Annotated in this window: 9 protein-coding genes; 6 read left to right on the top strand and 3 right to left on the bottom strand. The window is 38.4% G+C overall.

Annotation, left to right across the window (positions count from 1 at the left end; genetic code table 11):
- A partial coding sequence (locus tag ACOVO2_RS07825) for a 4Fe-4S dicluster domain-containing protein (RefSeq protein ID WP_421769424.1) occupies window positions 1-1000 on the bottom strand: 1000 nt, incomplete at its 3' end.
- A gap of 205 nt (window positions 1001-1205) precedes the next feature.
- Here ACOVO2_RS07825 and ACOVO2_RS07820 point away from each other — a divergent pair.
- The 3 genes from ACOVO2_RS07820 (at window position 1206) to ACOVO2_RS07810 (ending at window position 7107) form a co-directional block, all read left to right on the top strand.
- Window positions 1206-2807 (top strand): NAD(P)/FAD-dependent oxidoreductase, encoded by a 1602-nt coding sequence (locus ACOVO2_RS07820; protein ID WP_421769423.1) that lies wholly within the window; start codon window positions 1206-1208, stop codon window positions 2805-2807.
- Between the two features lie 151 nt (window positions 2808-2958).
- Complete coding sequence (locus tag ACOVO2_RS07815; protein WP_421769422.1) at window positions 2959-3579, top strand: NUDIX hydrolase; 621 nt, start codon at window positions 2959-2961, stop codon at window positions 3577-3579.
- A 183-nt stretch (window positions 3580-3762) separates the two neighbouring features.
- Window positions 3763-7107 (top strand): ThuA domain-containing protein, encoded by a 3345-nt coding sequence (locus ACOVO2_RS07810; RefSeq protein ID WP_421769421.1) that lies wholly within the window; start codon window positions 3763-3765, stop codon window positions 7105-7107.
- A 118-nt stretch (window positions 7108-7225) separates the two neighbouring features.
- On the opposite strand, the gene ACOVO2_RS07805 is transcribed toward ACOVO2_RS07810, so the two are convergent.
- On the bottom strand, window positions 7226-7729 hold the full coding sequence (locus tag ACOVO2_RS07805) for a hypothetical protein (protein WP_421769420.1): 504 nt from the start codon (window positions 7727-7729) through the stop codon (window positions 7226-7228).
- A 381-nt stretch (window positions 7730-8110) separates the two neighbouring features.
- On the opposite strand from ACOVO2_RS07805, the gene ACOVO2_RS07800 reads away from it, so the two are divergent.
- Complete coding sequence (locus ACOVO2_RS07800; protein ID WP_421769419.1) at window positions 8111-9010, top strand: carboxypeptidase-like regulatory domain-containing protein; 900 nt, start codon at window positions 8111-8113, stop codon at window positions 9008-9010.
- Window positions 9011-9080: 70 nt separating this feature from the next.
- Here ACOVO2_RS07800 and ACOVO2_RS07795 read toward each other — a convergent pair whose 3' ends face one another.
- Window positions 9081-9689 carry a porin family protein gene (locus tag ACOVO2_RS07795; RefSeq protein WP_421769418.1) on the bottom strand — a complete coding sequence of 203 codons (609 nt, stop codon included), beginning with the start codon at window positions 9687-9689 and terminating at the stop codon, window positions 9081-9083.
- Window positions 9690-10048: 359 nt separating this feature from the next.
- On the opposite strand from ACOVO2_RS07795, the gene radA reads away from it, so the two are divergent.
- Both radA and ACOVO2_RS07785 read left to right on the top strand, forming a co-directional pair.
- Window positions 10049-11428, top strand: coding sequence for a DNA repair protein RadA (gene radA / locus ACOVO2_RS07790; RefSeq protein ID WP_421769417.1), 1380 nt, complete (start codon window positions 10049-10051; stop codon window positions 11426-11428).
- A gap of 77 nt (window positions 11429-11505) precedes the next feature.
- A partial coding sequence (locus tag ACOVO2_RS07785; protein ID WP_421769416.1) for an aldose 1-epimerase family protein occupies window positions 11506-12399 on the top strand: 894 nt, incomplete at its 3' end.

The following is a 12399-nucleotide window of genomic DNA, read 5'->3' as shown; positions in this document are numbered from 1 at the left end:
TTGCCGCAGGCTTGAAACTTGGTTTAAAAACAGGTTTAGGCTTTGGCGTTTCGGCTGTTGCTTCTTCTGCTTTTACTTCCTGACTATCAACTATTTCCGATGGTTTTGAGGAAGGTTTGAAACTTGGTTTAAAAACAGGCTTAGGTTTTGGCGTTTCAGCTGTTGCTTCTTCTGCTTTAATTTCTTGTGTCTCAGATGTTTCTGCCGGTTTTGCCGCAGGTTTGAAAGCTGGTTTAAAAACAGGCTTTGGTTTAGGAACTTCAGATGCTGGAGCTTCTGGTTCTTTGTTTTCAATTTTACTCTCTATTACTGTTTCGTCCGATTCTTTTACCGCTGGCTTCACAGCAGGTTTGAATGCTGGCTTGAAGGCCGTTTTCGGTTTTGGTGTTTCTGCTGTGTTTTCGGTCGGAGCGGTAGTTGTAGCAGTTGCTGGACTTTTCTTCAAAGCCTCTTTTTCTTCTAAGTATTGTTCGTATAACTTACGTTTTTTATCTGCTTGCTCGGCGGTAAGGTTTGAGAATTCAAAATTTAATTGTGTAATATCAACTACACTGAAATCATAATCATTGGTCATTGTCAAACATTCAGTCGGACACACAGTCGTGCAAAGTCCGCAGAAACAACATTTGGCCATATCAATATCAAACTTCGCTGCATAAAGCCTAATTGGCGAGCCATCAGAAGCATAACTGATAATCTCAGAAGACTTAATGGGTTCAATATCAATACAATCAACTGGACATACTTTCGCACATTTATCACACACAATACAGTCATCAATCTCGCAGTCGAGTTGATAACGGCCGTTGTCTGGCACGGGTAAAGTCTGATGAGGATATTGAAGCGTAACGATACCCGTTTGCAAATCGAAATAACTCGAATCTTCCATTGCATACGGTTGTCGGCTTCTACGTGCTTGCCAAAAGTGTCTGAGCGTTAGGCTCATACCTTTGAGAGTTGTTCTTATTCCTCGACTGATATTTTTAAAATAAGCGGACATTCAGTGTGTTTTTCGGGTCACAATTATTTGATTTCTGCAAAGATAACCTCAAAATTGTAATAATAGTCTATCTTTTTAGTATGATAAACAATAAATTTCACTTCAAAGTTTGTGCCTAAGTCTATTTTGGCAGATTCTATGAAATAAGTTTGAGGTGAATTGCTTAACTTTGTACGAAATTTAGAGGATAAAAACCTTTCAAGCAATGCAACAAACCTTGAGTCTTACCTTAGAGCCGGAGATTGCTCTCGATGATGCCGTTCTGCGTCAACATATTCAAAAAACATATTTAAAGACGATTGATGAAGATTTTTCAATCAGAAAAATGCGTCAGTCGATTGATGCTCGAAAAGGGCAAGTGAAGATTAATCTCGAAGTAGAAATATATGCTGGTGAAGTTCCACCACCCGAAATGGAATTTCGGAAAGAATATGCCGACGTGACCAACAAACCACAGGCAATTATAGTAGGAGCGGGGCCTGCTGGAATGTTTGCAGCTCTGCGTTTGATTGAACTGGGAATTAAACCGATTTTGCTCGAAAGAGGAAAAGATGTACGTGCCAGAAGACGAGACTTGGCGGCGATTAATAAAGACCACGTAGTAAATCCCGAATCGAATTATTGTTTTGGTGAAGGCGGAGCAGGAACTTACTCTGACGGAAAACTTTATACCCGTTCAAAAAAACGAGGTGATGTTCGTCGAATTTTGGAGATTTTGGTGGCCCATGGTTCAACGAGTGAGATTTTGTTTGACGCTCATCCACATATCGGAACCAATAAATTACCCAACGTAGTTGCCGATTTACGTGAAAGCATTTTGAAAGCAGGCGGCGAGGTGCATTTCGATACAAAAGTTGTTGATTTTGTATTGGTCAATGGTGAGATGAAAGGCGTAATAACCGCCGATGGTAAAGAAATATCTGGGCTTGGGGTTATTTTAGCAACTGGCCATTCGGCAAGAGATATTTTTGAATTACTGCATCAAAAGGATATTCTGATTGAAGCCAAACCTTTTGCGATGGGGGTCAGAATCGAGCATCAACAAAATTTGATTGATACACACCAATACCATCGTCCAGAACGTGGGCTGTTGCCTGCCGCCTCTTACAGTTTGGTGGCTCAGACCTACTATAAAAATATTCAGCGTGGTGTCTTTAGTTTTTGTATGTGTCCGGGTGGATTTATCGTGCCTGCTGCTACTGCCGAAGGTGAATTGGTCGTAAATGGTATGTCGCCATCTCGTCGAGACTCAAAATATGCCAATTCGGGGGTTGTGGTTGCTATTAACGAGATTGATTGGCAAAAATATAAGCATTTAGGCCCACTGGCCGGACTTCAATTACAGAAAGACGTTGAGCAAAAAGCCTTTAAATTAGCCTCAAATACTACAAATATAGCCCCCCTTCAGGGGCGGGGGGGCTGTCAATTTGCTCCTGCCCAACGTTTAAATGATTTTCTTTCGGGCAAAATCTCTCATGAACTTCTGCCAACTTCTTACCAACCAGGCTTGGTTTCGATGGATATGGTCGAGGTTTTACCCGATATTATTGCCCGACCACTGCAAGAAGGTGTACGAGAATTTGGTAAAAAAATGAAAGGATACGTAACGAATGAAGCTCAGTTGATTGGTATTGAAAGCCGAACTTCTTCGCCAGTTCGTATTCCACGAGATAAAGAATCACTCGAACACTTACAAATAAAGAGATTATTTCCGTGCGGCGAAGGTGCTGGTTTTGCGGGTGGAATAGTTTCGGCGGCGATGGATGGCGAGCGATGTGCTGAACAACTGGTTAGGATATATGGTTAGGTTATGAATGAAGGTTTTTTCATTTAGGGTCAATTTTTTATAACAAAATTGCTAAATATATTTTCGTCATTCGTAAATCGTCATTCGTAAATATTTTTTGTATCTTGCCATGAATATCTGATTTCATAGCACTTGACCAACACCTAAAACCGTGAATTTTGCTGACTTTACAAATACACTCATCAAACGGCTTTCTGAGCAACCTTTACCGGGTCATGACACCATCATGCAAAAAATGTCGCCATACCGACTCAAAGTAAAGATTGAGCCCAATGCCAGTACTCGTCGAAGTGCTGTTTTGATGATGTTCTATCCTAAAGGAGAAGACATTTTTATGCCTTTGATTTTACGTCCGCAATATGATGGTGTACACGGTGGGCAAATGGCGTTTCCGGGCGGAAGAGTAGAGCTAAAAGATAAAGATATTCAAGCAACGGCCTTGCGTGAAGCTCAAGAAGAAATAGGTATAAAAGCTACTGACGTAAAAATTATTAAAAATTTGACCGAACTATTTATACCGCCTTCAAATATGTTTTGTCAGCCAGTGGTTGGTTATATGAATTCACGCCCCGATTTTTATCCCGACGAACGTGAAGTTGCTGGAATTTTTGAAGTATCAATTTCTGAAATCCTTGACCCATCAATCGTTCAAGTACGAACCGTGGAGACTCGTGGCGTAAAACTCGAAACACCGTGTTTTGTGATTCAAGAACAAGTTGTTTGGGGGGCAACCGCTCTGATGATTGCGGAGTTAATCGAAGTTTTGAAATAAGTTTTTGTATCAAATTTCGCTATATATTTATATATTATCTACAAAAAATACTTTTTAGTGTCAATTTGACAATTAAACGCTGCTTTTTTGCATATCTTTGTTTGTAAAAAAGAAACTTGTCTTTTTACAAATAATAAATAGTTATTGGTTTCTGAATTTTAACCCCATCCTACATTTTTTAAAATGAAAAAAGTTATTTTGCTTTATGCACTCTTGCTGAGTGCTTTGGGGGTACAAGCCCAAAAACGAGTATTGGTATTTTCGCTCACAAGAGGTTTTCACCACAATTCAATCAAAGAAGGAAATCAGTATTTTCTTGAATTGGGTAAAAAACAGGGTATTGCGATTGATACAACAACCGACGCTTCAAAATTTACCGAAGAGAACCTCAAAAAATACAATGCTGTTGTGTGGCTAAGCACTACTGGTGATGTATTAAACCCTGCTCAACAGGCTGATTTTGAGCGTTATATTCAAGCTGGTGGTGGTTATGTAGGTATTCACTCGGCTACCGATACCGAATATCAGTGGCCGTGGTACAACGATTTAGTTGGCGGGTATTTTGCAAGCCACCCGGGCGGAAAAGTATCAAATGTGCAAAAAGGTAAGATGATAACGCTCGACAAAACATTTCCAGCTTCAGCACACTTTCCTGAAACATTTGATAAAACTGACGAATTTTACGATTTCAAGTCTTTGAAAAAAGATATTTTGAAGTTTATCGTAAAAGTTGATGAATCGAGCTACCAAATGGGTAGAATGGGTGAGTTTCACCCGATGGCTTGGTACCATGAATTTGATGGTGGAAAAGCTTTTTATTCGAGTTATGGACACACACCTGAAACTTTCAGCGAGCCTTTAATGACCGAACACTTTTGGCAAGGTTTGAAATGGGCAATGGCCGAAAAATTAGATTATTCAAAAGCTAAAACTCAAAGAGCCCCCGAAGAAAACCGTTATGAGAGAACTATCTTAGCGAGTAACCTCGACGAGCCAACCGAATTGGCCACCATGCCAAATGGAAAAGTAATATTTGTTGAGCGTAAAGGATTGGTAAAAGTTTGGAATCCTACAACCAACAAAGTGAAGGTTGTTGCACAAATGCCCGTCTACACAAAATTCGAGTATGGTTTGATGGGCGTTGGAATCGACCCAAATTTTGCTCAAAACAACTGGGTGTATTTCTATTATACGCCAAACGAGAGCCGTGAAGCTACGAAAGACAATTTTTTATCAAGATTTGAGTACGATAATCAGAAAGATACAGTAGTTTTTTCTTCGGAAAAAGTAGTGTTCAGAGTGCCCGTAAAGCGTGATGAATGTTGCCATACGGGTGGTTCGATTGATTGGGATGCGAAAGGAAACCTTTATTTGTCAACTGGGGATGACACAAACCCTTTTGCTTCCGATGGCTATGCTCCAATAGATTTTCGTGATGGTCGTGATGGTTGGGATGCTCTTCGTTCATCAGGAAGTACTAACGATTTACGCGGTAAAGTTCTCAGAATTACACCTCAAAATGATGGAACATATACGATTCCAGAAGGAAATTTATTTAAAGTTGGAACAGAAAAAACTCGTCCCGAAATCTATGCAATGGGTATGCGTAACCCGTACAGAATTGCGGTAGATAAGCGTAGTGGCTATTTATATTGGGGCGATGTTGGTCCGGATGCAGGAAAAGGAAATGATAAGCGTGGCCCCGAAGGCATCGTAGAGTTTAACCAAGCACGTAAGCCAGGTTTCTTTGGTTGGCCGATTTTTACAGGACCAAATTTTGCCTACAATCATTATGATTTTGCTAAAAAAGAATCAGGCGAGAAATACAATGCCTTAGCTCCCATCAACGATTCGCCGCATAATACAGGTTTAACTGAGCTTCCTCCTGCACAAAAAGCTTGGATTTATTACGGCTACGGAGAATCTAAGCTTTATCCAGAGTTTGGTAAAGGTGGCTGTAATCCGATGGCGGGGCCAGTTTATTATTCAGAAGATTACGATAAACACCCGAAAAAATTGCCGAGTTATTTAGACGGAAAATTCTTTGCTTACGAATGGATGCGTGACTGGATTTACTTGATAAGCATGGATAAAGATGGAAATTATGCGGGTATGGAGCGTTTTATGCCAAATACGAAGTTCTATCACCCGATGGACATGGCTTTCTCGAAAGATGGTCGTTTGTTCGTGTTAGATTATGGCATGAACTGGTTTGCTCAAAACGAAGAAGCTACGCTTTCGGTCATTGAGTATAACTACGGTAATCGCAAGCCAGTTGTGGTGGCAAAAGCTGATAAAAAAGCAGGTGCAGCACCATTAACAGTAGCTTTTTCATCAGCAGGAACGATGGATTATGACAAAGATGCCTTGAAATACTCGTGGAATTTTGGAAAAGGAATTCCAGCCAGCACACAACCAAACCCAAAAGTTACTTTTGCCAAACCCGGTGAATATAATGTAGTTTTGACAGTTAGCGATGGTGCAGGAAACAAAGTAAATCAGGAAGTAAAAGTGAAAGTAGGTAATGCCGAACCAAAAGTTAATATTGCGGTGAAGAGCAATAAAACTTTCTTCTTTGATGACGAAAAAATTGATTACGAAGTAAGCGTTGCTGACAAAGAAGATGGTACAACTGCCAAAGGTATTGATGCTGCCGATGTAGTTGTGAATATTAATTATTTGGAAGGTTACGACAAAACAATGATTGAGCAAGGCCACAAAGAAAACATGAACTTTGCGGCAGGAAAGCGTTTGATTGATTTGAGCGACTGTAAAGCTTGCCACTCAATCGACAAGAAGTCTATTGGACCAGCTTACATTGATATTGCTAAAAAGTACCGTCGTGGACAAACAGCTATTAATCAATTAGCTGAGAAAGTAATCAAAGGTGGTGGCGGTGTATGGGGCGAACAAGCAATGGCCGCTCACCCACAAATTTCACTATCCGATGCCCGTGATATGGTTGATTATATTCTTTCTTTGAATGATAAAAAGAAAGCCTCGCAACCAATCAAAGCAGCTTACGAAACTGCGGCACATAAAGGTAAAAAAGATGGTGCATACATCATTCAAGCAACTTATACCGACAAAGGTGGTAAAGTAATTGGGCCTTTAACAAATACCGAATCGGTAGCTCTCCGCAGCTCAAAAGTTAAAGCAAATACCTATGATGATGCTAAAGCAATTGGTAAGTTTAATGTAGAAGCATTGGGTGGAGAAGTGGCTATTGCGAGCGAAAATGGCAGTTATTTAGGTTTCAAAAACATTGACCTTACTGGTGTGAAAGGACTTTCGATTGGAGCATTTTCGCAAAAAGGACAAAGCGTTGGTGGAAAAATAGAGGTTCGTAGTGGCTCGCCAACTGGTACTTTATTGGCCGAAGGAGATGTTTCTGACTCGAATATGACACCATTGAAAGTGAATATCAGTGCTACTGGCCAACAAAATCTTTATTTTGTATTCAAAAATCCAAGTGCAGAAGGTAAATCGTTATTTGCCATCAGTACGATTGATTTCTTGAATAAGTAAATTTTGAAAGTATATTGTTAATTAGAAAAGCCTTGTTGAATAATTCAGCAAGGCTTTTTGGTTATTTGTTAAAACGTTAAAGTTTGATTCAGATTTCTGCTGATTCAATTTTGATATTTTACTTCACAAACTTCCGCCAACCCAAATAAATCAAAGCAAAAAGTATAGCGAAAATGCCCAATAAATATTGAAATGGTAAATACGAAAAAACAACAATTCTGATTTTTTCGAGCAACCACATCAAAAACATGGTGGCAAAAAGCATAAACCATAGTCCAGAAATTTTATCAAAACCCGGTACGAGCGATAAATCAACATTTCTGCGAATCACAAAAATCGTTACGACCATCACGATAATTGGCAAAATTTGCAAGTAAACATCGGTTTGCATGACATCGCCTCTCTGAAATAAAAAGAAGTAAGCATTTAAAGCCACAGCAAAGATTCCTGGAACACTCACCGAATAAATCAAAGTAGCATATAGATATTTCCACGGTGAAAGGTGCCCTTCTCCTTTACCCAAAACTCCCGCAATAATTGCGGCAATTGGAATGATTAGAAAGTAAAAAAGTATGAAATTGGGGTTTTCGCCGATATGCTGAAAGAGTTCTCGTAAGGTCATTGTTGACTTTGATTAAGCAGATTTATTTGATTGATTTTTGACAAATGTAAAAATATTTGGACAGTTTTTCGATATCTTATCTTAAATCAGTAAATTTATTCACTATGATTTTATGAAATTAATATACGAAAAATGAGTACATAAACTTAGTTATTTATCGTAATTGACCACAGAATTTTGAAATATTAAATGTTTAGAATATATTTTTTTAGATATTTGTTAATCTCTCTTTCTGCATATCTTGTGCCAAATGTCATTTATGTGGCTTTTATAAGATATATATATACCAATAACAAATCTGCACATCAGTCTCTACTGATAGGTAAACGCTATTCCACCTTCAAGGAGGCATAATTGTAATTAAATTAAAAAAACATTTTTATGATAGTATATATATATTCAATATTCTTTTTTATTATTCCTCCGAAAATAACAATACCTTGTATCTCTATTAGTAGTGGTGATAATAAGCCAGTACCCTACGTAACCGTAAAAAGAAAAAATAAAGCTGAAGGATTATTCGCTGATGAAAATGGCAGATTCTGCTATGAAAACCTTAGTCTTGGTGATACTCTTCAATTTAGTGCTGTTGGTTTCCAAACAATTGAAAAATCGTATCAAGATTTACTTATCTCCGAAAAGGTTGTCTTGGCTGAATATATCATGAATCTTGAGGAAGTGGAGGTGAAAAAGCAGAGACCTAAAACTACTATTATTGGTAATTACCGAAAAGGGAAGCTGAGTTATAACAGCTATGCACCTAATTCATTACTGGCATTAGCTTCCTTTATCGAGAACTCTGAGGGTATTTCTGGAATTTTAAAAAATATAAAAGTTGGTGTTTTTCATGATGATTTTGCATTTCGTTTGAGACTTAGATTCTTTAGAAATACAACTGATAATTTACCTGATAAAAGAGATTTAGTCTTAGAAAATATTATAGTTGATACAAAAGTAAAAAGCCAGTTTGTTGAAATTGATTTAGAAAAATATGCGATTCCATTTGAAAAAGATGGTATTTGGCTTAGCATAGAATCGATTGGTAAATTTGATGAGAATAATATTCTCATACCAAATAAAATGGGTAAGTTTGGTAAAGCAAACTATAATAAAAATGCAAAAATTAAGTTCATAGATTCTTTGTCACCATATGTTAAATATGTAAAAACAAAGTCTTTAATTCCTCCATATATGAAGACGTGGGAAAATAGGTGGACTCGAATTTTTAAAAATGAAAAATCAAACTATGCAATGATGCTTGATTTAAACATTTTATATTAGAAGTTATCGAAAACAGAAAAATCCCCCCAAATGGAGGGACTCTTCGCACTCAAAAAAAGGTACTCAACTATTAAATAATTTTGAAGCCAACCGTAAACTGCCAGCCTTTGTCTTTAAACTGATTATTGCTCATATTCAGTGCCGAAACCTCCGATAAACTTCCTACTTTTCTTAAATCAAGATTGATACCCAAGATTTTTACACCAACACCCAACTGATAACCAAATGAAGCATTTTTGATAGCATCATCGTTTGAAGTAAGGTCTTTCAGTGCATCTTTGAGTTTTTGGTCTTCCGAGAGTTTAAATGTTGCTACAGGCCCAGCATTGACTCTAAAAATCTTTAAAACCTTAAATCCTACCAAAACTGGTACATCAAGATTACTGTACGAAAACTTAACTTTTCCTACATTCTGAATATCAATCGTGCCGCCTTTCTGTGCTAACAAAAGTTCGGGTTGAAGAAATACTTTATCTCCAAAGCGAGTCCAGATACCTGCCACATAGCCAGTTTTTGTATCGTAACTTTGAGAAATATTTTTACCAAGCGAACCAGCATCAGTATAAACTTGGTTGAAGGTAACACCACCTTTGATGCCCAATTGAAATCCTTTTTGAGCGAAAGTATTAGTAAACAGGCCGAATAATAAGAAAAGAGTAAAAACCGAGATTTTTTTCATGTTAGTTTTTGTTAAATGAGTAGTAAACGTAGAAAAAAATAGAGATACGTTCATAAATAAATTAAGTAAGGAATTGGATAAATATAATTGATAATTTTGCCAACAGCTAAATAACTAACATTGGTTAATTAACTTACTGTGGACTTGTCGACTATTGACCATGGACTACTTATATTGTTTTTAGATTAATTAGGTAAAAAATCGTGCCATGCGTGAGCAAGAACTTTATCTTTGACGGTTTTGAGGAAATAACGTAGATTATTCGCAAATTCGTATTTTATTAACGAAAGATTAACAAATTTGTAGAGCAATGGCATCGGCCATCCGATTTCAAAATTGCTTATTTGAAAAATAAATAAATGGCAAAAATTAAAACGGCATATTTCTGCCAAAGTTGTGGATTTAGTTCACCAAAATACCTCGGTCGATGTACTTCATGTGGAGAATGGAACACAATGGTAGAAGAAGTATTGGCTAAAGAAGAACCTGAAAAAGGTAATTGGAAATTTACCTCGTCGGGTACACCACGCACCGCTAACAAACCAAAAACGCTCACCGAAATCACAACTCAAGAGCGTTACAGAATCGTAACCGAAGATGATGAACTCAACCGAGTGCTTGGCGGTGGAATCGTACCTGGCTCATTGGTTTTGATTGGTGGCGAACCTGGAATTGGTAAATCTACGCTCATGTTACAAATTGCTTTGAGCCTAAAAGATTATACAATTCTCTATGTGTCGGGCGAAGAAAGTGAGCAGCAGATAAAAATGCGTGCAGAGCGAATGCAATACGTGAATGACAAGTGCTATATTTTGAATGAAACTTCGACAGATAATATTTTTCGTCAAATCGAACTCACCGAGCCGGATATCGTGATTATTGACTCGATTCAGACCTTAAATTCGCCACTCATTGAGTCAGGTGCAGGAAGTGTTTCGCAAGTAAAAGAATGTACTGCCGAGTTAATGAAATTCTCGAAAGAATCTGATACACCCGTAATTATGATTGGGCATATCACAAAAGATGGAGGTTTGGCTGGACCGAAGGTGCTTGAACACATGGTCGATACCGTTTTGCAGTTTGAAGGCGACCGCCACATGACTTACCGAATTTTGCGTACAACCAAAAATCGTTTCGGTAGTACTTCCGAACTCGGAATTTACGAAATGCAAGGCACTGGACTTCGCCAAGTAAGCAATCCATCCGAAATCTTGATTTCGCAGCGTGAAGAAGATTTGAGTGGTATCACTATTGCCGCCATGCTTGAAGGAAATCGCCCACTTTTGATTGAAATTCAGTCGCTCGTGAGTGTGGCAACCTACGGAACTCCCCAACGAACCAGCAATGGTTTTGATAGCCGAAGAACGCAAATGTTATTAGCAGTTCTCGAAAAAAGAGGTGGTTTTAGACTTGGAACACAAGATGTTTTTTTGAATATTGCGGGCGGTTTAAAAGTAGAAGACCCAGCCATTGATTTGGCGATTTGTGTTTCAATAGTTTCATCTTACGAAGACATCAGCGTGCCGAGTTCGTGTTGTTTTGCGGCCGAAGTTGGTCTGGGTGGCGAAGTTCGTGCGGTCAATCGTATCGAAAATCGCATTTCGGAAGCTGAAAAGCTGGGTTTCAAGAAAATCTTTGTTTCAAAATACAATCTTAAAGGCTTAGATACAAAACAATACAAAATTGATATTTTTGCAGCCAGTAAGCTCGAAGAAGTGTTTAGTGAGTTGTTTGGATGAAAAAAGTCCACTGTCCACAGTCGGCAGTCCATAGAAATTGATAACCGTTGACCGTCGTCCATCGACTATTGACTAAAATGTACTACATAGAAAACGAATATTTAGAAGTCGGAATCGACCCCAAAGGAGCAGAATTAGTGAGTCTTTACCACAAAGGCCACGATTTGGAATATATGTGGGATGCCTCCCCGGCATTTTGGGGGAAATCTTCGCCTGTATTATTCCCGATTGTGGGAGGTTTAAAAGATAATTCTTACACTTTTGAAGGAAAAATCTACAATTTACCACGTCATGGTTTTGCCCGTGATATGTTTTTTGAAATAGAAGACCACTGGGATGACGGCATAAGTTTCCTACTTCGCTCTAACGAAGACACGCTCAAAGTTTATCCATTCGAGTTTGAATTTCGCTTGGTTTACGAACTTTACGCTAATTTGCTTAGTGTAACTTATCATGTAACTAATTTGGGTGAAAAAGATATGTATTTTTCGGTAGGTGGACATCCAGCTTTTGCCGTTCCACTCGAAGAAGGTCTAAGCTACCAAGATTATTATTTAGAATTTGAAGAAGAAGAGAACTTGAAACGTTGGCCGTTAAGTTCGCAAGGATTGATTCTGGATGAGCCCGAAGCCATTTTCGAGCAAGCACTAATTGATGATGAATTGGTCGAAATCGAAACTAAACTTTTACCTTTGACCAAAGAGTTATTCTACCAAGATGCACTGGTTTTCAAACAATTAAATTCTTCTACGGTAACGCTAAAATCCGATAAAAGTGAGCATTCACTTCGCTTTGATTTTGCAGGATTTCCATTTCTTGGTATTTGGGCAGCCAAAGATGCCGATTTTGTGTGCATCGAACCGTGGTGCGGCATTGCCGATTCGGTCAGACATTCACAAGAATTAACGGAAAAAGAAGGTATCAATATTCTACCCGCAGGCGATGTATTCGAGCGTGCTTGGGCGGTGAAA

Origin of the sequence: Emticicia sp. (assembly GCF_049241225.1) — a bacterium.
Lineage (GTDB): Bacteria > Bacteroidota > Bacteroidia > Cytophagales > Spirosomataceae > Emticicia.
Note: the sequence above shows the minus strand (reverse complement) of the source record. Positions and strands in the feature narration are given on the sequence as shown.

Excerpts from the sequence above, each read along its gene's own strand:
- ACOVO2_RS07795 (WP_421769418.1), bottom strand. The coding sequence starts at position 9,689 with ATGAAAAAAATCTCGGTTTTTACTCTTTTCTTATTATTCGGCCTGTTT.
- ACOVO2_RS07810 (WP_421769421.1), top strand. The coding sequence starts at position 3,763 with ATGAAAAAAGTTATTTTGCTTTATGCACTCTTGCTGAGTGCTTTGGGG.
- ACOVO2_RS07805 (WP_421769420.1), bottom strand. The coding sequence starts at position 7,729 with ATGACCTTACGAGAACTCTTTCAGCATATCGGCGAAAACCCCAATTTC.
- ACOVO2_RS07820 (WP_421769423.1), top strand. The coding sequence starts at position 1,206 with ATGCAACAAACCTTGAGTCTTACCTTAGAGCCGGAGATTGCTCTCGAT.
- radA (WP_421769417.1), top strand. The coding sequence starts at position 10,049 with ATGGCAAAAATTAAAACGGCATATTTCTGCCAAAGTTGTGGATTTAGT.
- ACOVO2_RS07800 (WP_421769419.1), top strand. The coding sequence starts at position 8,111 with ATGATAGTATATATATATTCAATATTCTTTTTTATTATTCCTCCGAAA.